The 20,627-nt window shown below is 62.8% G+C and carries 14 protein-coding genes; 11 read left to right on the top strand and 3 right to left on the bottom strand.

Annotated features, from left to right (window positions below; genetic code table 11):
• The first annotated feature begins 119 nt into the window (after window positions 1–119).
• Window positions 120–2,729, top strand: coding sequence for a hypothetical protein (locus tag PLANPX_RS28250; protein ID WP_172992099.1), 2,610 nt, complete (start codon window positions 120–122; stop codon window positions 2,727–2,729).
• Window positions 2,730–3,449: 720 nt separating this feature from the next.
• Here the strand turns inward: PLANPX_RS28250 and PLANPX_RS15590 are convergent.
• Window positions 3,450–4,268, bottom strand: a complete 819-nt coding sequence (locus tag PLANPX_RS15590; protein ID WP_152099623.1) for a leucine-rich repeat domain-containing protein — start codon at window positions 4,266–4,268, stop codon at window positions 3,450–3,452.
• 535 nt (window positions 4,269–4,803) lie between these two features.
• Between PLANPX_RS15590 and PLANPX_RS15585 the strand changes: the two genes are divergently transcribed.
• The 6 genes from PLANPX_RS15585 to PLANPX_RS15560 all read left to right on the top strand — a co-directional run bounded on the left by PLANPX_RS15585 (window position 4,804) and on the right by PLANPX_RS15560 (window position 12,227).
• Window positions 4,804–5,496, top strand: a complete 693-nt coding sequence (locus PLANPX_RS15585) for a MotA/TolQ/ExbB proton channel family protein (RefSeq protein ID WP_152099622.1) — start codon at window positions 4,804–4,806, stop codon at window positions 5,494–5,496.
• A 63-nt stretch (window positions 5,497–5,559) separates the two neighbouring features.
• Window positions 5,560–6,006: an ExbD/TolR family protein gene (locus PLANPX_RS15580; RefSeq protein ID WP_152099621.1), complete on the top strand. Its 447-nt coding sequence runs from the start codon at window positions 5,560–5,562 to the stop codon at window positions 6,004–6,006.
• Between the two features lie 4 nt (window positions 6,007–6,010).
• Window positions 6,011–7,276 carry a VWA domain-containing protein gene (locus tag PLANPX_RS15575; protein ID WP_152099620.1) on the top strand — a complete coding sequence of 422 codons (1,266 nt, stop codon included), beginning with the start codon at window positions 6,011–6,013 and terminating at the stop codon, window positions 7,274–7,276.
• Between the two features lie 269 nt (window positions 7,277–7,545).
• On the top strand, window positions 7,546–9,867 hold the full coding sequence (locus PLANPX_RS15570) for a DUF3160 domain-containing protein (RefSeq protein ID WP_152099619.1): 2,322 nt from the start codon (window positions 7,546–7,548) through the stop codon (window positions 9,865–9,867).
• A gap of 234 nt (window positions 9,868–10,101) precedes the next feature.
• Window positions 10,102–11,250, top strand: a complete 1,149-nt coding sequence (locus tag PLANPX_RS15565; protein WP_152099618.1) for a C45 family autoproteolytic acyltransferase/hydolase — start codon at window positions 10,102–10,104, stop codon at window positions 11,248–11,250.
• A gap of 266 nt (window positions 11,251–11,516) precedes the next feature.
• A complete protein-coding gene (locus PLANPX_RS15560) occupies window positions 11,517–12,227 on the top strand; it encodes a YbaN family protein (protein ID WP_152099617.1) in 711 nt (236 codons plus the stop codon).
• Window positions 12,228–12,384: 157 nt separating this feature from the next.
• Here PLANPX_RS15560 and PLANPX_RS15555 read toward each other — a convergent pair whose 3' ends face one another.
• Entirely contained in the window at window positions 12,385–15,018 is a 2,634-nt protein-coding gene (locus PLANPX_RS15555) for a hypothetical protein (RefSeq protein WP_152099616.1), read from the bottom strand.
• 246 nt (window positions 15,019–15,264) lie between these two features.
• On the opposite strand from PLANPX_RS15555, the gene PLANPX_RS15550 reads away from it, so the two are divergent.
• The 4 genes from PLANPX_RS15550 (at window position 15,265) to PLANPX_RS28465 (ending at window position 18,155) form a co-directional block, all read left to right on the top strand.
• Window positions 15,265–15,597: a TfoX/Sxy family protein gene (locus PLANPX_RS15550; RefSeq protein ID WP_152099615.1), complete on the top strand. Its 333-nt coding sequence runs from the start codon at window positions 15,265–15,267 to the stop codon at window positions 15,595–15,597.
• 489 nt (window positions 15,598–16,086) lie between these two features.
• Window positions 16,087–16,563 carry a hemerythrin domain-containing protein gene (locus PLANPX_RS15545; RefSeq protein ID WP_152099614.1) on the top strand — a complete coding sequence of 159 codons (477 nt, stop codon included), beginning with the start codon at window positions 16,087–16,089 and terminating at the stop codon, window positions 16,561–16,563.
• Between the two features lie 166 nt (window positions 16,564–16,729).
• Window positions 16,730–17,482 (top strand): UvrB/UvrC motif-containing protein, encoded by a 753-nt coding sequence (locus tag PLANPX_RS15540; protein WP_152099613.1) that lies wholly within the window; start codon window positions 16,730–16,732, stop codon window positions 17,480–17,482.
• A gap of 316 nt (window positions 17,483–17,798) precedes the next feature.
• A complete protein-coding gene (locus PLANPX_RS28465) occupies window positions 17,799–18,155 on the top strand; it encodes a carbon storage regulator (protein ID WP_152099612.1) in 357 nt (118 codons plus the stop codon).
• Window positions 18,156–18,241: 86 nt separating this feature from the next.
• Here the strand turns inward: PLANPX_RS28465 and PLANPX_RS15530 are convergent, their stop codons facing one another.
• A complete protein-coding gene (locus PLANPX_RS15530) occupies window positions 18,242–20,380 on the bottom strand; it encodes an esterase/lipase family protein (protein ID WP_152099611.1) in 2,139 nt (712 codons plus the stop codon).
• Window positions 20,381–20,627: the final 247 nt, after the last annotated feature.

Genomic DNA, 20,627 nt, shown 5'->3' with positions numbered 1-20,627 from the left:
GTCATTTGTCGCCGCTCCTCTCGCTGCGAATCAGTCTAGGCCGATTCTTGGTCGCTTGGTATGAAACCGCTCGGTCATTGGAAGACCGTGCGCGCAATGCGAGCTATCTCGGAGAGATCATGCGAAGGATCGTCGCTTCACTCGTCGTTTTACTGTCGTTCCCTGCCCTGGCGCTGGCTCAGCTCAATCCGCTGAACTACTCGGTGCTCGACAACGGATTGGGTCTCAACCCGATTCTCAGCGGCACGGCCACGGCGTCGATCGTCACCACGTCGACCTCGGCGACGTTCACTTACGGCACGACGGTGTACAACGCCGTGATGACGCCGCAGGTCAGCGGCCCCGATATCGCCGTCTTTACGTTTTCGAACATCAATCTCGGCGGCCTTGCCACGGCGCTGACAATCACCGGCACGAATCCAGTCGCACTGCTCTCGCAGCAGAACATTGTGACGATTCCGATCGCGATTAACGGCGGCAACGCGAACGCGGGCGTCGCCGGCACGGCAGGCGTCGGCGGCGGCGCCGGCGGGACGACGGGCCATGTCGGCGTTGGCACGACGGCGGGCGGCGCGGGCGTTTCGGGCGGCGGCGGCGGCGGCGGCTTTGGCGGGGCCGGCGGCACGGGCGCCGGCACGGGCGGCGGCGTCGGCGGTGCGGCGAACGTCGGCAGCTTGGTCATCGGCGGCAGCGGCGGCGGCGGCGGCGGGTTTAGCTCGGGCGGCGGCGGCGGCGGCGGTTTGGAAATTGGAGCCGTCAATTCGATCTCGCTTGGCGGCACGGTCGCCATCACTGCGAACGGCGGCAACGGCTCGGCCGGCGGCGCGGGCAACGGCGGCGGCGGCAGCGGCGGCCTCATCTATATTCACGGCAAGCAAGTCATTCCGCTCGCGTCGCAAACCATTTCCGCCAACGGCGGCACGGCGACCAACCAGGGCGGCGGCGGCGGCGGCGGGAAGATCATCATCGACGGTCTCCAAAACGCTGACCCCAACTCGCGCGGCGTCCCGATCGAAACGACGTTTACGGGCACCGTGATGCAAGCCAAAGGCGGTGCGTCGGGAACCGGCGGCGTCGGCGGAGCGGGCAGCATTGTGCTGAATCCTTCGCTGCCGATCGTCACCAATCTGAACATCACGCTCGACGGCCAGCCCATCACGCTCAACGGGACCGAAGTCAACTCGGGCGCCCGCGTGACCTACATCATTCAGCGCGACCTGCAGGTCGGCACGAACCAAAATGGCGTTCAACCTGGTCAGGCGCAGCTGGCCGTCAACGAACCATTGGCGGCGGACGCGAAGCTGTCGATCATGGCGTCGGGCGTGTTCAAGACGAACGCCTTCAAGCAAACCGTCGCGAAGCTGACCGGCAACGGCAAGCTGCAACTCGACGCCGGCGGCACGGTGTCGATCAGCAACAGCTCGACCATCGACTTCGATTTTACTGGCTCGATTGAAGGCACGGGGACGCTGGAGAAGGCGGGCAGCGGCACGCTCATTCGCCGGACGAACCTGCTCGTCCCCGGCACGGTGAACAACGCCGCCGGCACCCTCGCGATCGAAGGCGCCACGGTGAAAGCGGACACGGCGTTCACCAATGCCGTCGGCGCTACTTTGAAGTTCGACGGGCTGGGGAGCTCGATTGTGTCGCCGACGCTGACGAACGCGGGGCAGATCGTCGGCTCCGGTTCTGTCGCAGCTGATTTGACCAATCAGCCGACCGGCACGATCCGCCTGCTGGAGTCGGACTCGCAGCTTTACACGGGCGCTGTGAACACCAACTCGGGCAACATTAGCTTGCTGGGCGGCGTGATTCAGTTCACCAATCCTGTCACGAACTCCGCCGTCACCGGCGGCATGTCGGGGCGCGGCACGATGATCTTCGGCGGCACGGGGCTGACGAACGACGGCTTCCTGGCGTTCAGCGGCGGCAACTCCGATATCCTCGGCGACGTCACCAACAACGCAGGCGGCGCGGTGTCGACCGTCGGCCGATCGGTTAGCAGCTTCTACGGCGACTTCGTCAATCAAGGCACTGTGCTCACGGCGACCGGCGCCACCACGGTCTTCCTCGCCACGCAAACGGGCGGCGGCTCGTTTACCGGCGGCGGCACTGTCGAGTACTTCGGTCCCATCGTGCCGGGCAACAGCCCGGCGATGATTTCCTACGGCGGCAACGTCGTCTTCGGTCCGGCGGCGACGCTGAAGATTGAACTCGGCGGCACAACGCGGGGCAGCAAGTACGATGCGCTGAACATTGCCGGCAACCTCGCCGCGGACGGAGCGCTCGCAGTTTCGTTGATCAACGGCTTCGTGCCGTCGATCGGACAGACGTTCGACATTCTGAACTGGGGATCGCTGACCGGCGGCTTCTCGAGCATCACCCTGCCGTCGCTGCCGGGGCGGGCGTGGGATACGTCGCAGCTTTACCAAAGCGGCACGCTCCGCGTCGTCGCGCCAACGGTGAGCGGCGATTTCGACGGCAACGGATTCGTTGATTCGGGCGACCTGGTCGGCTGGAAGTCGAACTTCGGCATCACGAGCGGCGCCACGCGGGCCCAAGGCGACGCGGACGGCGACGGCGACGTCGACGGCGCCGACTTCATGGCTTGGCAGCAGACGTTCGGCCAAACCGTGTCGACCCCTGTGGCGGCGGCCGTGCCGGAGGCGAGCGGTTTGACGCTGGCCTTGCTCGCGATGCTGGGCGGCGTGGCAATGCGGCGGCGGTAAGCAGCGAACGGCTTTCTGTCGCATTTTGTCGCCTAGCGCGTTTTTGGCGACATAAATCCTAAGTCGTTCTACGCCGTAGAGTTTGGTTGTCGCTGCTGACGACAGTTTGCGTGCGTTGTGTTGGCCGAGATGATCGCGGCGGCTAAGTCGGCCAGCGACGTTGCCGACCCCCTCGGGCGTGAGCACGTCGATTTGATCGTCATGTCGCGTTGATGTCGCATTTCGCGTTTTTGGCGACATGAGGCGGAAGTTATTGTCACTGCAGGTGTTGTGAGCAACTTCATATGTGTCGGGCGTAGGCGACAGGCGACACGATAGCGCTGCTTGCCGTCTTCTAGCCCCGGGCTCCGCCCGGGGGTGAGTCCGCGGGCCGGTGAGCGTTGCTGTGAGTCGCGCGACCCCCGGGCGGAGCCCGGGGCTAGGATTAGGACGCGTTGGGTCGAGCGAAAGTGGACCCTCAGCTTCCGCACGCTCGCGCCTGCGAGGCGAGAGCATGGCGTTCAATTGCACGGCGATCGCGCAGTTGGCAGCCATGTAGTCCACCCTAGCGGATGGAGCGGCCGTTTCCCAGCCGTCAGTTTCTGCCACCCCCGGCGGAGGGGTGAGCTTAAACAAGGACAGCGCATCGTCGCGGAGCGTCGGCATGCGGTGCAGCGGTTCGCGCCTAGCTTCATTCGTATGGCTCCCCTAGCGATAGGATCATGGCGTCGTGCGGTACGGTTAGGGGCCGTACCACTCGACGTCGCATTTGGGGTTCGCTCGCTCGAAGTTGAGCACCTCCTCGGTGGTAACGTCATTCGCTGACAGATCGACGTCGGTTAAGTGGGGCATTTGCGCCAGGTATTGAAAAACGTCGCTCGTCACTTTCGTCATCGAGATGCCGAGGTCTTTCAGCTGCTGGCAGTTGATCAGCGTCTCGACGCCGGCGTCGGTCACAGCGGTATCGTAGAGATCAAGTTCTTCCAGATGCGGGTGGCGTGAGAGAAACTCCAGCCCCTGATCGGTGACTTTGGCGCCTCGCAATCCTAGCTTTTGCAAATGCGGCAGCGCGGCGAGGTCGTGCAGAAACGCATCGGTGAGGCCAGTGGCATTTAGTTGCAGGAAATCCAAGTTTTTCATCTGAGAGAGCGTCGGCGCCGATGCGTCGGTGATTCGCGTGGACTGGAGCCATAGCCTGCCGAGCGGCAGATGAGCGATCTTTTTTAGGTCGTCGTCATCAATTGCGGCGCTGCTCAGATCGAGTTCGTGTAACTCCGATAAAACTGCGATGTGCGCGATGAGTTCATCGGCGGCGCTGGCGTTTCTCAAGTCGACGCTAACCACCGACCCGCGAAGGTCTGAGGCAAACCAGTCATCCACCCAGGAAGACGAACCGGGCGCCATTCGCACCTTACCGCCCGCTGCTTCGATGGCCGCGACTGCGGCCCGTCGCTGGCGCGCGCCATGTGAATACCACGCGAGGGCGACGCTGACGGCTGTGATCGCGAGCAAGAGCGACCGCAGGGAAACTTTGAGCCAGCGTTTTGGCGGGCGCGTCATGTTGCTTGCTCACAGGCTCAGACTCGGCGAGGGGTGGTGTGCGCGCTCCCCGGCGGGAGGCGCCTGACGGTACGAGGCGATCAGCATAGCAAATGCGCCTTGCGGCTGCGCCGCCCGGGTAGGCTGGACGCCAACCCGGGCTACCCGATACCCGGGTTACCTAGTGAGCTGTTGTGTATGTAGGTGTCGTTAATCGGGGCGCCGGCGTTGCGTGCTTGGACGGCAATCGTTGCGATCGCTCTAAGCGGCTCCATCCGATTTCGGCCGGCGAATTCCCGTCGCGCGCCTGTTTGTCCAGCGCCGCAACCGGTCCAGCTGTGCTGGTTGTGAGGTTCGCGCCGCCCTCCTCCGCCCCGCCTAGCGAATCAGTTTGCCGCTGGAAAATAGGGCGACTATGATGCCAGCATGGTTTGTGCGCGGAGGCGACTCGCTGAGCGACTCGGTGGTGCAAACCGTTCGGCCGGGGGGCCGAGAGCTCGTTCGAGCGTTGGTCGCGCAACCTGTCGCGGTTTTCTATGCGGAGTGATCGTTCGTCATGCTGACTCATCTTCTACTGCGGTTGACCCTTGTCGGCGCCGAATGGGTGCTGTGGGTGTTGGTGATCTTGAGCTTCATCAGCATCGCGCTGATCGTTGATCGCTGCATCTACTTTTATATGCGGAAGATTAACTCCGACGAGTTGGCTGAGCAGCTTGAACAACGTTTGCAACAGGGCGACGTGCGCGGGGCGTGGGACCTGGTGAAGGATAACGAGGCGATCGAGTGCCAGGTCGTTGCGGCAGGGTTGCCGGCGCTGCGGCGCGGGGCGACGGCGTGCGGCGAGGCGATGCTCGCGGCGAAGTCGCGGTTGCGGCCGGTGGTCGACGCCCGACTGTCCATCTTGGCGACCATTGGCAGTAACGCTCCGTTCGTCGGGCTGCTCGGTACGGTGCTCGGCATCGTCAAGGCGGCCCACGACCTTTCGGGCGCCTCGGACGGGGGAGCTGGCGATCCGAACGCCGTGATGGCGGGCGTGTTCGAGGCCCTCGTGGCGACCGCTGTCGGTCTGTTCGTCGCCATTCCGGCGGTCGTTGGGTTCAATCTGCTGCAACGCCGCGTCCGGAATACGATGGCGAACGTCGATTCGCTGGCTCACATGGTGCTGGCCAATGTGCGGGTCGAGGGCGCCAAGAAAGGCCCAGGCTCGGAAATTCCAGCTGCTCCGCCGACGCCGACCGGTAGAATATAGGGCCCCGGCGGCCCGTTGGCGTGCATGTTCTACTCTGTTCAATCATACTGAGGTCTAGAGACCATGGGTGCTTCGGTCGGTTCGGGCTTCTCGGACGAAGACGACTCGGTGATGAGCGACATCAACGTGACGCCGCTCGTCGACGTCGTGTTGGTGCTGCTGATCGTGTTCATGATCACGGTGCCGGCGATCGTCGCTTCGGCGCCGATTAAGGTCGACTTGCCGGAGTCGGGCTCCGTGGAGGTGGCGAGCGAGTTGCCGCCGATTACGGTGTCGGTGAGCCGCGGGGCCGACGGCGGCGTCGCGTTGTTCCTAAACGACACGCAAACCGACGAGGCGAAGCTGCGGACGATGATCGACGAGATGGGACTCGCGCGCGACAACCAGCGGGTGAATCTCGCGGCCGATCGGGATATTGCGTACGGCGAAGTGATTCGCGTGATGGATTTGTTGCACGAGCTCGGTTTGCAGAAGATTGCCGTCGACACGAAACATGTCGGCGGTCGGTAGATTGATGTCGGTTCAAGCCTTGAATTCCGCCGAAAGCCGCCTCGCTTCTGCGGCGGCGGTGCGCGCGGACGCCGGCGCGCAGCGGGATGAAAGCGGGCAGCGGGACGACGACGAAGCGTCGCGTCGCGGTTCGTGGTTCAGCATCGAAGCGGCGCCGCCGTGGCTGGTCTCGATGATCAGTCACATGGCGATGATTCTTGTGCTCGGGCTTGCCTACCAGGCAGCGCCGAAAGACGTTGGCGTGGAGCTGACGATCAACCCAGGCGATCCGGGGCTGACCGACTTCGACGCGGGCGGCGGCGGCAACGGCGGCGACGGCTTGGGCCAGCCGCTCGACGAGATGCTCAATAGTGAGATGGATAACCTCGACGTCGGCGCTGCGGAGGTGCCGATCGAGGGCGAGACCCTCACTGATATGGCCAACCCGCAGTTGGAGTCGCTGATAGGCATGGCGGCGCCTGACGCGGAGTTTCGCGAATCGTTTGCCGCGAACGCGGGCTCGCTGCTTGCTTCGAGCGGCGGCACGATTGAAGGGACCGGCACAGGCGACGGCGGTTCAGGCACCGGCACCGGCGGCGGGCATGGCGCCGGCAAAGGGACCGGCACCGGCGATGGCGAAGGGCCGGGCCACGCTTACACGAGTATGTTCGGCCTCGCGGGCGAAGGGGGGAACTTCGTTTACGCCTTCGACCGTTCGCAAAGCATGAACTCGGTCTTCACCTATCAGATCGACGGCGACCGCAGCCTGACGGTGACGCCGCTTGAGGCCGCCAAGAACGAACTGATTCGCAGCCTCGGCGATTTGAACGAAGGGTGCCGCTTTCAGATCGTGTTCTACAACGACATCGCGGTGATGTTCGGCGGCGCCCCGACGATGTACACCGCCACCTACGAGAACAAAGAGCAAGCTAAGTCCTTCGTTGAGAACATGAAGGCCGAGGCGAACACAAATCACAACATCGCGCTCGAAAACGCGCTGCAGTGCAACCCCGATATGATCTTCCTGATGACCGACGGCGAAGCGAAGGACGATCCTTCGCCGAGCGACGTGCGGCGGATCGTGCGGCATTGCAAGAAGAACAACATCAAGATCAACGTCGTCCATTTCTGCTTCGAGATCCGCGAGAACTGCTCGCTGATTCAGCTGGCTGAGGGAACCGGGGGCCAGCACCGCTTCGTGACGTTGCGCGAGCTGGCGCACCAGAAGATGCAGGCGGATCGCGGCACGCCGACGCTGCGGCCGGTGGAAGCACTGCCTTCGCTGGATTAAAAGCCACCGGCTCCGCCGGTGGACGCAGCGAAAGCGACGCAGGTTAGCACTTCGTCCACCGGCAGAGCCGGTGGCTTCAATGGGACTGGCGGGGCTCGGTCCACGTGCTGAGCATCACCTCCTCTCTTTGGTGTGCGATTTCTCGCCCATGCGACGTGTTCTCTACATCGCGGCGTATTAAATCGAGTAAGATATCGCCAAGGACGTTGGCGGGAGGCAGGCTCGCAATCGCGGGGCGTCGCGCCGACGCTTTCACGGAGGCGCGGGAGATGTACCGACTGTTGGCCGCAGGATGGCTTTGCTTAGCAGCAGTATCGGCAGGCTGTTCATCTCCGGCCAGCGAGGCAGCTTCGTCCCCTCCCCCGCCGGGACGCGATGAGCGGTTTGATGATTTGCTGCAGCTGCATGCCGGGCTGACGGCCGACGAGCTGCTGGCCGCCGCGCCGGCGCGGGAATATCTACCGAAGCTCTCGTTCGATCCCGTCGAGGCGCCGTTTTTCGAGGAGACTGTCGAGCGACTCAAGCTCACCGCGGCGGAGACGACGCGGCTGCGAGAGACGGGGCTCGTCTCGATCGACCATGGGCAGCGGTACAGCTTTGGCTCGATGTACTTCGCCATTTATTCGAATGATCTGCCGGTCCTGGTGACGACCGACTCGATCTTGCACGCGATGCATCGCTCGTACGTCGATTTGCTCAAGGAGCTGGAGCAGACACTATTCACCGATTTGCTGGAAACCGTGCTCTCGCAGTGCCATGCGGAACTGGGCGCCGAGTCGCGACAGCGGGGCGAATTGGCGCTCAACGAGGCCGACGTCGATTTGTATCTAACGGTGGCGCGCAACCTACTGCAGGGGGCCGGAGCGCCGACGGGACCGCAGACGACGCCGCATGCCGATGCGTGGGACGGGACGTTGCTGGTCCACTCGCAGTTGGAACAAGACGAGGCAGCCCTGGAGATCCTAAAACTTGTTCAGACGCTGCGCTTGCAGGATCCGGTGCAAAATGCTTTTACGGAGATCTACGGCGGCAAGCGACCGATCGACTATTCGCAGTTCAAGCCGCGCGGGCACTATGCGCTCTCCCCGTGGCTGTCGCGGTATTTCAGAACGATGATGTGGCTGGGGCGGGCCGATACGGGGTGGAGCGTGCTGCCTGTCGATCCGCAGTCGAGCCTGAAGATCGATTCCGCGCGGGAGTTGCGCAACAGCGTGCTGCTAACGCAGTTGTTGGAGTCGAGCGGCGCTAAGGTACGGTTAGAGCAGATGGATGAGATGCTCGACTTCTTCGTCGGGGCGAGCGACAACCTGATGCCGGCTCAGACGGCGCATTTGTTGGAGCGACGGAGAATCACTGAACTGGGCGATCTTGCTTCTGCCCAGGCGGTGAGCGAACTGCAGGCGGCACTGGCGAGCGGCGAGTTCGGGACGCAGCAGATTCAATCGCAAACGCTTACCTCCGACCCGGGCAACGAGCGGAAGGTTGAAACTCCGAGTCTATTTCAGATGTTCGGCCAGCGGTTCGTGATCGATTCTTTTGCGCTGTCCAAAGTGGTGTTCGACGAGATTTTGTACGAACGCCAGAAGATGAAGCGGATGATGCCGATGGGGCCCGACGTCGCCTATGTGCTGGGGAACGACGCGGCGCTGCCGCTGTTGACCGAGGAGTTGGAGCGATGGCACTACGCGCCGAATTTGGCGGCCAGCCGGGAATATGTCGCCAATCGGCCGAGCAGTTTTTGGCGGGCGAGTCTTTATAACGTGTGGCTCGACGCGTTGCGGCAACTCGACGACGCGCCGCCGGCGGAGGGGGCGTTTCCCGAAGTGATGCAGACGGCAGCGTGGCAGCGGAAGCAACTGCAGACGCAACTCGCCTCGTGGTCGGAACTGCGACACAACATGCTGTTGTATGCGAAGCAGTCGTACACGAGTCGGGAGCGGTGCGAGTATCCCGCCGGCTATGTAGAGCCGTATCCAGAGCTATACGGACGCATCAAGTTCTTTGCCGCTGAAGGGGAACGCTTGCTGCAAGCTGCCGACTACAGCGCGCCTGGATCGCATGGTTCGCAACTGGCTCAGCTCAAAACGCAGCAGATTGAATTTCTGCGAAAGATGGCGATGACGATGACGCGGCTGGAAACACTCGCACGCAAGGAGTTGGCGGCCGAGCCGTTTAGCGATGAAGAATCGACGTGGCTGAAGAAGGTGATCGATGCCCGCGGCGTCGGGAGCGGCGCTCCGTATTACGATGGGTGGTATTGCGACTTGTTCTATAGCGGCGGTCAGCGAGCGGCGGAATGGGATCCGACCGTTGTCGACGTGCATACCGACCCTAATTCAGGTAACGTGCTGGAAGTCGGCGTCGGCGACTGCAACTTTCTGGTCGCGGCGATCGATAACGACGGCGATCGGATGATTTACGTCGGGCCGGCGTATTCGTATTACGAGTTCCAACGTCCGGCTAAGGAGCGATGGACCGATCAGGAGTGGCAGCAACTCCTCGTCGGCGAAGAGCGGCCGTTGCGGCCGGAGTGGGTTGATGCGTTCCAGATGCCGATAGTGAAGCGAGAGTTGGGTCGCGTGGGGCGTTAGGGGGTCGCAGCGCTTTAGCCCCGGGCTCCGTCCGGGGGTGACGCCACGCACGGCTAAACTCGCCGGAATGGTTGCCGATCCCCGGGCAGAGCCCGGGGCTACAAATGCTCAGCTGGCGATTTGTCGGCAATCAGCTTAGGATGTGCGACTGGCGCCCGTTGATGCAATCAATAGGCGCGCCGCGTCCTCTTCTTATGTTGCTCGCCACGTCAGACTTCAAACGCTGGAGACTGTATGCGTCATTCATTCTTGCGTGGTCTGGTCGCTCTTTGCGGCGTCGCTTGGCTGCTGCTTGCCACGGCGAACCTCAATGCCAAGACGCTCGGGCGGCATGGCGCTGGGTGGCTGGAGGAGATCGACGGTTATCTGGTGCTTCACCTCGAAGGGACTCATCGCGAGATGGGCGTGCAGCATGGGAAGTTGCTCGGCGATCATATTCGGCAGAACGTCGACTACCTCGTGCGTCAGAAGGGGGACGAAGCGATTGCGGAACTCGGGCCGATTGCGATCAAGCCGAACGCCGTCATCTCGCAGATCGTCAACATTCAACGGCAACATGTGCCGCAGAAATATTGGGAAGAACTTGAGGGGCTGGCCGAGGGAACGAGGCTGCCGATCGAGGAAGTGCAGGCGGCCAATTTTATTCCCGAGCTGTTTCATTGCAGCGGCTTCGCGCTGATGAACTCGGCGACGAAGGATGGGACGCTGTATCATGGCCGCGTGCTCGACTACGGCGTCGATCTCAAGCTGCAAGACCATGCGGTGCTGATCGTCGCGAAGCCAAAGGGGGGGATTCCGTTCGTCAACGTGACGTATGCCGGGTTCATCGGCTCGGTGACGGGGATGAACGCCTCGCATGTGTCGATCGGCGAGATGGGGGGCAAGGGACTCGGCCAATGGAACGGCGTGCCGATGGCGTTCCTGGTCCGCGAGGTGCTGGAGTCGGCCGGCGATTTGGACGAGGCGGTGGCGGTGTTCCGCGATTCGCCGCGGACGTGCGAATACTATTTTGTGATCGCGGACGGCAAGTCAAACCGGGCAGTCGGCATGGAGGCGGGAGCGAAGCAGTTCAGCCTTGTGCAGCCGAACACGAGCCACCCGCTACTGCCGCGGCCGGTGAAGGACGCGGTGCTGCTGTCGGCTGGCGAGCGTTACCATCACTTGGTCGATCGAACGGAGGCGAAGTGGGGCGAGTTCACCGCTGAGGACGCATTGCGGTTGATGGATCGCCCGGTGGCGATGAAATCGAACTTGCACAACGCGTTGTTCGAGCCGAAGTCGACGAAGTTTTGGGTGGCGAACGCGAATGCCAAGGGTGAGCCGGCGGCGGAGCAGCCGTACCATGCGTTTCAGCTGAGCGAGTTGCTGGAGCGGAAACCGTGACGGCGAGATGGGCTTCGCATGTGTGCCGCTGGCATCTTGCCAGTGAGAAGTGCCGAGCGAGTACCCGCTGCTGCACTGGCAAGATGCCAGTGGCGCCCATCTAAGAAGCGGTTTGCGGCGAGATTGCGAGTTTTTGGGCGGGGCGAGCGAGTTGACTCGCGAGAAACGCGGCCTAGTCTGTGGGAGTGGCGTCCGCATGTAGCGATGGCGCCGCCTGCGCGATCCGCTTTGGCGGGTTAGCTTCCGCCCCTATATCCGCCCCAGCCATGCCGCCGCCGCCGCCGCTGTACTCGATTCGCTTTTCGCGCGAGCTGAGCAACGATACGGCGCGGCTGCACAATCTCGCGGCGGGCTTGCTCCGCCGGCCCGGCGTGCGAGCAGTCGTGATCGATCGCTCGCAACTCGAAGCAATGCTATTGCCGCAACGCGGGGCCGAGGTCGTACTCGAAGACGGCGGCGCGCACCACGACGCACTGGCAGCGGATCAGATTGCATTGGCCGCGGATGGCGCAACGGCGGCCGACGAGATCATTCACTGGCAAGACACTCAGGGCGAGACGCTCTACTGCGTGCGGGCCCAGGAGCTAGCGACCGGTTGGCGGCGCGCGGCGCTCATGTTGCTGACGGCCGTCGCGCTGGTGCTGGCGCTGTTCGGCGTCTTGATCCCCGGACTGCCGACGACGCCGTTCGTGCTGCTGGCGAGTTACGGCCTGATGCGCACCTCGCGGCGGTGGCACCGGTGGTTGCTCGACAGCCGGCTGTTCGGCGGCGTGCTGCGCGACTGGCATTTGCACCGCGGCATCCGTGCCCATGTGCGAGTGAAGGCGCTCGCGCTGCTGGCGATTGTCGTCGGCGTCACGTGCTTTTGGCCGACGATGCCTCTCGGGGTGAAAGCGATCGTGCTTATTGGCGGCCTGCTCGGCGGCGCTTACGTGTGGCGGCTGCCGACCGCCGTGATGCCGGGGCGTGCGGCATAGAAGCCACCGGCTCCGCCGGTGGACGCAGCAAAAGGGCGGCTATTTAGCAGTTCGTCCACCGGCAGAGCCAGTGGCTTTTATGGTTTTGCTACTCGGTAGGCGTCACGCGCGACGATCTCTAGCGTTGTGATAACCGACCCCCGGGCGGAGTCCGGGGCTAGGATGCGCGGCGGCGGATGAATAGTGGGGCGGCAACAAACGCCAGGACTGCTGCGGCGGGTTCTGGGACGACCTGGATGCCGAAGCTCGCGTCGGCAGTGAGGCTGCTCGCCGCGATCGACGCGGTGCGGTAGTAGAGCTTCAGCCCATTGAGATTGAGCGTTGAACCTTCGTTGACGACGAGATGGTCGACGTAGAGGGCGTTCGGCAGCGTGCCGCCCGCCTGATTTTGAAACAGGTCGACCAGCGACAAGCTGGCTGGTTCGACGCCGCCGATGACGAGCGTGTCGATGGAGAAGTTCTGGTAAAAGCCGGCGAGCGTGGGGCCGCGATCTACGCCTGCGGCTTCGATGGTGGCGATGATGTCACTGCCGCCTTCGAACATGAGCGTGAGGTTGTTCAGCCCGGCAACTGCTTGCGGATCGGTCGCGTGGATGGCCACGCTATTGCCGGTGACGAGCGGGTAGTCGATGTTGCCAATGTTATCCGGCCGAGTGAGCCGGATCGTCGAGCCCGCCGCGGCGACGAACTCGGCGCCGCTGCCGAGCAGGAATTCGCCAGCAACTTCCACCTGGGCGTCGGCGTCGAGAATGGCGAAGTTGCCGGAGGGCTCCAAGACCGGCTCGCGGAATCCAACCTGCAGCCTGCGGGCCTGCAGGCTGCCGCCTGATAGGACGTAGCGGCTGCTCTCGCCGAAGATCTTGAGTTCGCGGACGACGACTTCGCCGCCAGTTTGGATCAATTCAGAGCCGTACGATCGACCCCCGGAGTTCAAAGTAATCCAATCAGCGTTTAGCCGTCCGGCATGCATTTCGTAGCGGGCGGTGCCGGCTGAGCTTGGCCAGGGAACCGGAAGCAGCGGCTCGGAGTAGAAGCCGTCGTCCTGCGATGAACGATAGTCCAGCAATGAGAAAGACGTCGGATTGAAGTCGAGCATGCGGACGGAGACGGTTCCCCCGCGCTGCGTCATGCTGTGGAGAGGTTCTTCCGAGCCAAGGAGAGGGAAGCCTAGTGCTGCATTGCCGACGTCAATAACATCGACGGCGAGCGTTCCACCGCTGATTTCATAGCGACCGTTGGTAATGCGGAGCCGAGAGGTTTCGACCGAGCCTGCCGTTTGACGAGCGAGGCCGGGAGTGACTTGAGGGTAGATAAAGATGCGGGGCCAAACGCCGGTAATTGGATCCGTCGTGAGCGGAGAGAAGTCGACTGTGCCGTAGACGTTAATCTGGGCCGCCTTGAGCGATCCGTTGCGAATGACGGTGCGGTCGTCCGGCACATTCAGCATGCCGTCTCCCAAATTGACTTCGCCGCCCGCCTTTAACTCAAGCCCGTTGAGATTGATCGCAGCCAGGATCTGCTGACTGGCGAGCAGCTTGCCGCCGACGATCGCATGATCCGTGATGGTCCCGCGCCCTTCGACCGTGCGATTGGCCGGAATCGAGAGGTCGTCGCCCGTGAAGTGGACGAGGCCGGCTGTGGAGAACTGCCCAATGTTGGCCGCCACGTCGTACCCGGCGGGGAAAATTGTCAGCGAATTGGGGCCGACGTTAATCTTGGCATGCTCGGCATTCTTCGGCGCGTGGGCGAAGTTGACGATCGCCGAGCCAGCGGAAAGCGTGACGCTGCTGCCGGCGAAATCGAAGTCGTCGTTGGCGTGCAATCCTGACTCGACGCGCAACGAACCTGCGGCGAACTCGTAGCGGGCGTTGCCCGTGAGTTCCAGGTAGTCGGTGCGGAGCGAGCCGCCGGTTTGCAACACAGTTCCGCTGTTGTCGATGACGAACTCGGCGGTAGTGAGCGAACCGCCCGACAGCTCGTAATGCCCGCGCGAAGGCACGGTGGGAAGCAAGACCAGATTCTGGGAGAAGTCAGACGCGGGCGAGACTGGTTGCGGGAACAGCCCGCCGACCGGCTCGTCCGATTCGTGCAAGGTGGCGAAGTTGGAGTAGCTGCCGCCGACGGTGAGTCGGCGTTCGATTTCGACGATGCCGCCCGTTTGGCGGAAGTCGCCGACGCCACCGGTTCCGACTTGAATATTCGTGGAGGAGACGCGACCGCCGGCGAGGTTGTACTCGCCGCGACTATAGTCATCGGGAGTCTGCGCGGCAGGCATCGAATATTGAGTAAAGATGAAGAGCGTTGAGCCGAGCGTGACGTCGTTCGCGTCGACATGGCCGCCAATTTGATCAACGCGCCCTGTCCCGTAGTTCTGGCCCAAAAAAAGTCCTTGGGCATCGACGCGGCCGCCGTTAATCGTTAAGCGGCCGGTGGATTGCGGTTGGGAACCAAGATGGATTCCGTACGCGGCGTCGAGCGTTCCTCCTTCGAGGACCAACTCGCCATGTTGAGAGAGGCCGATTTGAATGCTTTGCACTCGGCCCGTTCCCCCTGAAATCCGCGCGATGCCGCCGTTGTCGATCGTCGCGTTGGGGGGGATCTGGGGGTGTTGCGTCACGGCGGGAACACCGTTGGTCCAATTAGCTGGTTCGAACCAATCGCCCGCCTCGCCCGCGGGGCCTTGCCATTCCGTGGTGTCGTAAAAAGAGGCTGCGGCAGGTTTCAAGCAGCAACTGCCGAGCAGAAAGCAACAAGCGACGCCGAACAGTCGAGGCGAGCTAGCAATCTTCATGAATGATCCCGATGAGCGAGCAGAGCGAATCGAGGCTAATGGAATCGGCGGCATTGCGTCCGTGCGGCCAAAAGCTGCAGAATAGTAGCCGTAATCCCGTTCAATCGGTATGGCAGGATTTCTGGCGGGATCGCACGGAAAATCCATAAAAAGAGTCGAAAAATGTGTCGCCGTGCGGGGCGGATCGCGTAACGCGATTCGAGTGCGCGGTTTACGCTAAACGCGTTGAATGTGAAAGTGTGAGCGATGGCCTACGACGAACTACTCGCACGCCGCGTCAGGCCGTTCCTGGCTGGATATCCTGGCTTCTCTGAGAAGCGGATGTTTGGGGGAATAGCGTACTTTCTCGACGGCAATTGGTGCATCGGCATCTTTAAAGAGTCGATGGTCGTGCGCGTCGGGCTGGAGGATTACGAGGCGGCGCTCCAGGAACCGCACGTCACGCCTTTTGGTTCGGAGGGGCGGACGATGCGCGGGTGGGTGATGGTCGATCCGCTGGGGCTGGAGGATTTGCCGGCGGTTCGGGCGTGGGTCGAGCGAGGGGCGGCGTTTGTGGAGACGTTGCCGCCGAAGGAGTGAGCGTGGCGTGCCACTCGCGCGAATGGGGTAGCACCGACGCTCTGGCGCAAGCAACTTGCCACTACTCGTCGGTAATGCCGCCAGTGCGTCGGTGTTGCCAGCGGCAATCGGAGGGCGAATCGGCTTGCCTTCTGTCGCTGGCGCGACCCCGACACGCGGCCGGCAGCGCGTTCGTGAATAGCGGGTTGGTCTCGGCCGAGTGTCGGGCCCACCCAGGGGGTGCGTTCTTTCGAGACGCCCAATTCGGGGCGTTTTCGATCGATGCTAGCGACTAGGCCTCGCGGCGGCTTATCTTGCTGGTATCCGATAACTCGTGACCGCGAGCATGGACGGGACCGCTGCGGCAGAGGCTTTTCTAAATTAGGCGTCGTGTTGACTCCGGCGAAGGGGAGAACGCGACGTTAACTGCGTGGCGCGACGCCGCGTCGAACGATCTACGGGAATAGATCGCTCGATCTTTGCTCGCTTGCCGCTAAGGAGGAATCGGCCATGTTGTCTCACTCGATGCGGAGCGATGTTCGCGCCGCCGCCCAGGCCGCGTGTCTGGAGCATCAGATTCTCGACCATGTGAAGCAAGCCCTGCGCGTGACGCTGCAGTGGAAGGCGCCGGCGTTTGGGCTGTCGCGCAAGTTGTCGAGCGTGCAGTTCACCACGAAGTCGTTCATGCGGCATCTGGATCGGATGATGGAGCTGGAGGAGGTCGAGGGGTACATGGAGGCGGTGCGGCATGACAAGCCGAATCTCGAAGCGCGTGTGCAGCGACTTGAATTGCAGCACGACGAGTTCCGCGATTTGATCGAAGAGCTGCAGCCGGAAGTGGCCGCGCTCGCCGCTCTGCCCGCCGCGCGGGCGCAGGTGGTGTGCCATCGGCTGATCGACTTCTTGAACCGCGTTGATCAGCACGACGCCGATGAAATCGAGTTGCTGCAGCAATCGCTCGCTTGCGACGTGGGGGGCGAGGGCTGACTCCCCTACTCTGTACCGCGACGCGGCCTTTCTGACGCTGAAAAACAGCGATCATAAGGCCGGTATGCGCGTGGCTCGCCTCCGGAGGGGGAGCGATCTACAATGTGAGTGGCCGAGGGATTCTCTCGGCGACCGCATCGTTCACTCCCTGAGAATTGTCCCCGCCATGCCTCGTTCGTCCCGTTCCAACAACATCGATCGCCTGCTGCGCGAGTGGTCCTTTGAGCCAGGCCGGCCAGTAGTGCGCCGTGTCGTCGGCGAGGACGGCCGCGAGCTGTTGCAGATGCGCGTCGATATGGGGCTGCTGCAGCTGGAGACGACCGCCCGGCCGGACGGGGCGACGCCTGAAGGCTTCCCGACCTATTACGATTACCTCGTGTCGGCGGCTTTTCAGGAAGGGACGGAGTTCGCGCTGAACGCCGAACGGCAGCAGGAGATCGACCGCGAGTTCGTGCAGTTCTACCACCGGCGGATCTGCTGGTTGAGCCTCAACGAATACGAGCGGGCCGCAGAGGATGCCGACCACTCATTGAAGCTGATGGATTTCAGCACAGCCAACTCGGAAGATCGCGATTGGGCGATGCTGCACGAGCAGTACCGGCCGTTCGTGTTGTTCCACAAGGTGCAGGCCACGGCGCTCACCAAGTTGCAAGACGACGAGCCGGAGGCGGCGGTCGAGGTGATTGGCGCCGGGCTACAATCGTTGGCGGCGATTTTTGCTCGTCACGGGGCGGAGGAGCATTACGAGGAAGACTTGTTCGTGGTGAAGCTCCGCGAGATGCAGGAGTCGATCAAGTCGCAGTTCCATCTCGGCCCGACGCTGGCCGAACAACTGGCCGATGCTATAGCCACTGAGCAGTACGAACTGGCGGCGAAGCTGCGGGATCGGCTGGCGCGGAAGGCGGAACGTAAGCTGTAAAGCTAATGACGAATGACGAAATCCGAATGACGAATGGGGAAGCGTAGGCTCGCCATTATCATTCGTCATTCGCTCATTCAACCGTAGCGCGGCTTGCTTTGCCGTTTTTTCAAGTTCTTGGCAAATGTTCACCGGTTGGGTGTACACGCCCTCACCTTCGGTACTGCCAGCATCTGACGTAACTCCTTATGGCGTTTGCATCTGCCGCTTGGCAGACGACGCCCCTAGAGAATCGGCACGGGTAGTGCAATAGAGCCTTCCGTGTCAAACGCGGCGTGTCGGCCGCAGGAATCTCATCTACAAGGGAGTGTGTCTCATGTTGGTTCTCACCCGGAAGCAAGGCGAACAGATCAAGATTGGCGACAACGTGGTCATCACGGTGGTGCGGACCAAGGGCAAGGGAGTTCGTCTCGGGATTCAGGCCCCGTCGCATGTGCCGGTGCTGCGTGGCGAGATTGCCCGCGCCATCGAGGTGGAAGTGAACCAACAAGCGGAAGTCGCTGAAGATTCGGTTGACGAACACGACGACGACTGCGACCACGATGCTTGGCCGTCGAGCGAGTTATACACGGTCGTCCACGCGGCTGGCCTGCGGGTGTCGCCGGGCGACGTGCTGGGAGCTCGCGGCGGTCGCGGTTTGCTGCGGCAGATGGTGGCGGCCCGCGGGGAGTGAGCCGCGAGTCACAACGCACCTGAGCGGCGCGAAGCGCGAGTATCCCCCCCAGAAGACTCGACCGTTGGAATGCACCTTGGGCTGAGTTACTTCGTCACCGTCGCCGGCAACGTTGCCACTGGCCCTGGCAGTTGCGGCGGCGATTGGCCGACGGGCGTTGCGACCTCGGCGTCGGCGTACTGCACCGCCCCGCCGTAGGGGAAGTTCTGCAGATCGGCGATGTGCTGCATCAGCACGCGGCGGACTTCGAGGATGCTCTGCGGGTGGCGGTGAACCGTCATGTGATCGGCGGGGACCACGATCTGCGAGGAGACGTGGTCGAGCTGAGCGCTGGCGAGCGAGACGACGCCGTCGCCCTCGCCGGAGAGCCACATCGAGACCTGGTTCGTCACCCCTTCGTGCGGCGCCTGGCCGACGATGTTGTGGTACTTCACCCAAGGGCCGGCTGGGGCTTCGAGCAACACCGGCAGGAACGTCGACTTCGGCGAGAGTGAGTCGATGCTGTTGGTGATGTTGATTGGCGCCGTGTTGCGGAAGTATTCGGGGTTGCGCGTGGCGAGTTCCGTGCGGCCATTCATCAACGCGGTGGGGACGTGAATCAGTTTGCGGCCGAGCCACTTCGTGAAGTCGTTGGAGAATTCGCTGCCGCGGTGCGGCGTGCCGATGGTAACGACGCGGCGAATCGACGGGTTCGGGTCGAAGAAGAACGTCGACGCCAACTGGTCGCGGATTTCAGGGTCGGCCTGTAGCTCGGCAAATGGTTTGTCGCTCATCGTGCGCCAGAACTCGTTGCCGCTGTTGACTGTTTGCAGCTTTGAAACGAGGCCGCCCATGCTGTGGCCGACGAGGATCGTTTGATCGAGCGCCGGCGACTTGCGACCTGGATCGAGCTTGGCCCGCATTTGCACGAGGTCTTCACGCATCTCGGCAGCGCTCTGCCAGAAGGGTTGGCCTGACGGGTAGAGGTAGAACCAGAATTGGTAGTGCTCGCGAATGTAAGGATCGCTCCGCAGGTCGTTGAACATCTCCATCCAAGTGACAGGGCTCGACCAAAGGCCGTGCACCATCACCACCGGAATGCGGTCGCTGCGGTAGGGCTCGAGCATGTAGAGCCCGCTGACCTTTTGCACCTTCTCGGGCGTCAGCAGTCCGACAGTTGAGAGTTTGCTGTCGTCGAGGGCCGGCTGGCTGAGGTTGTAGGCGAGCGGCGTGCTGAGGTCGGTTTCGAGCGGCACGGTAACGCCGCCGGCGTCGACTTGGGTGGTGTCGAGCGGATCGTAGAGTTCGAGCACCGCGCGAAGTTTGCGTTTCGGTTGCTTGGCTTCGGCCGCGGCGAGCTCGCTCATCGTCGCCGACGTGGGAACGACGTCGCTAGGTTGCTTAGCGAGCATCGGGTCGACGCGCAGGAAGGCGGTGACCGCGAACGAGAGATCCGGCGGGTAGAACTGCTCGGCCGGCTCGGGGTTTTCGTGCGGCTTGCGAACGGCGATGAGCGGCACGCCGAGGCCGAAGTTGTGGTAGTGGTTCCGCAGGCCGTTGACTTCGTAGTCGGAAACGAACTCGACGTGATCGAAATCGGCGGAATGCCAGCCGCCGCTCTTCAATTGAATTTCCAACTCGCAATCGTGAGCGCACGTTTTGATGCGACGAGCTGCGCCGGGGCGGAGCGGGGCTTCGGTCTGTGCTATGCGCAAGGTTCCTTCGAGAGCGGCGTTGTAGAGTTCGCACGCGCTGCGGAACTGCGGGTCGTAGGCGTTGCTCGCGGTCGGGTAACCGTTGGCGAACAGGTACTCGTAGGCGTAGAGCACCGACGAACCGTACAGTTCAAGTGCGGCGGCTTTGTCGTGAGCGGCGTCGGCCTTCTTGCCGCCGACGTAGGCGACTTCCGCGAGGGCGTAGAGATTCTCGCGGTTCGGCTCGTTGCGGTTGATCGCATTGAGCTCGACGAGCAGCGCGGGCTTGTCGTTGAGCTTTTTCTCGAGGTCGTAGCGCCGCAGCAGTTGCAGAGTGCGCGGCGTTGGCTTGGGGCCTTGCTTGGTGACGAGGCCAAGCGTGTCGGTGAGCGGATTACGCGGCGTCGTGCGGAGGGTGACCCACTTGCTGCTGGTCGATGCACAACCGGGAGCCAGGAGGATCGCGGCAGCCAACAGGTAAACGGCCAGGCACGTCGACGCGCGCGAGCGCGGACTGAGGCAAGTCACCGTCGGCTGTGCGGAGCACGCCATGGTCGGCATCGACCGGTTGGCAGGTGGCTCGTCGTTCCGCGATCAGGGTGCATCCCTGGTGCGACGCCGGCCCCCAAGAGAGGGGCGGGGAGAGTAGGAAATTCCCGGCAGGAACGTCAAGTTCGGCCTGGGAAAACGGCCTGAAAATCGAGCTCGCGACGCGATCCAAGGAGGGCGTCTCAACGAGGCATGATCGCGCGCGAATGGGCGCTTTGGGAGAGATCGCTAGACCGCGAGCGGCAGGCAG

The organism is Lacipirellula parvula (assembly GCF_009177095.1).
In the GTDB taxonomy this organism is placed as follows: Bacteria; Planctomycetota; Planctomycetia; order Pirellulales; family Lacipirellulaceae; genus Lacipirellula; species Lacipirellula parvula.
The sequence above is the reverse complement of the archived record's forward strand: the minus strand, read 5'-3'. Positions and strand labels throughout refer to the sequence as shown.

What these genes read in the sequence shown, in the direction of transcription:
- PLANPX_RS28250 (WP_172992099.1), top strand. Translation starts at nt 120, where the DNA reads ATGCGAAGGATCGTCGCTTCACTCGTCGTTTTACTGTCGTTCCCTGCC.
- PLANPX_RS15530 (WP_152099611.1), bottom strand. Translation starts at nt 20,380, where the DNA reads ATGGCGTGCTCCGCACAGCCGACGGTGACTTGCCTCAGTCCGCGCTCG.
- PLANPX_RS15590 (WP_152099623.1), bottom strand. Translation starts at nt 4,268, where the DNA reads ATGACGCGCCCGCCAAAACGCTGGCTCAAAGTTTCCCTGCGGTCGCTC.
- PLANPX_RS15560 (WP_152099617.1), top strand. Translation starts at nt 11,517, where the DNA reads ATGCCGCCGCCGCCGCCGCTGTACTCGATTCGCTTTTCGCGCGAGCTG.
- PLANPX_RS15550 (WP_152099615.1), top strand. Translation starts at nt 15,265, where the DNA reads ATGGCCTACGACGAACTACTCGCACGCCGCGTCAGGCCGTTCCTGGCT.
- PLANPX_RS15580 (WP_152099621.1), top strand. Translation starts at nt 5,560, where the DNA reads ATGGGTGCTTCGGTCGGTTCGGGCTTCTCGGACGAAGACGACTCGGTG.
- PLANPX_RS15565 (WP_152099618.1), top strand. Translation starts at nt 10,102, where the DNA reads ATGCGTCATTCATTCTTGCGTGGTCTGGTCGCTCTTTGCGGCGTCGCT.
- PLANPX_RS15570 (WP_152099619.1), top strand. Translation starts at nt 7,546, where the DNA reads ATGTACCGACTGTTGGCCGCAGGATGGCTTTGCTTAGCAGCAGTATCG.
- PLANPX_RS15575 (WP_152099620.1), top strand. Translation starts at nt 6,011, where the DNA reads ATGTCGGTTCAAGCCTTGAATTCCGCCGAAAGCCGCCTCGCTTCTGCG.
- PLANPX_RS28465 (WP_152099612.1), top strand. Translation starts at nt 17,799, where the DNA reads ATGTTGGTTCTCACCCGGAAGCAAGGCGAACAGATCAAGATTGGCGAC.
- PLANPX_RS15555 (WP_152099616.1), bottom strand. Translation starts at nt 15,018, where the DNA reads ATGAAGATTGCTAGCTCGCCTCGACTGTTCGGCGTCGCTTGTTGCTTT.
- PLANPX_RS15545 (WP_152099614.1), top strand. Translation starts at nt 16,087, where the DNA reads ATGTTGTCTCACTCGATGCGGAGCGATGTTCGCGCCGCCGCCCAGGCC.
- PLANPX_RS15540 (WP_152099613.1), top strand. Translation starts at nt 16,730, where the DNA reads ATGCCTCGTTCGTCCCGTTCCAACAACATCGATCGCCTGCTGCGCGAG.
- PLANPX_RS15585 (WP_152099622.1), top strand. Translation starts at nt 4,804, where the DNA reads ATGCTGACTCATCTTCTACTGCGGTTGACCCTTGTCGGCGCCGAATGG.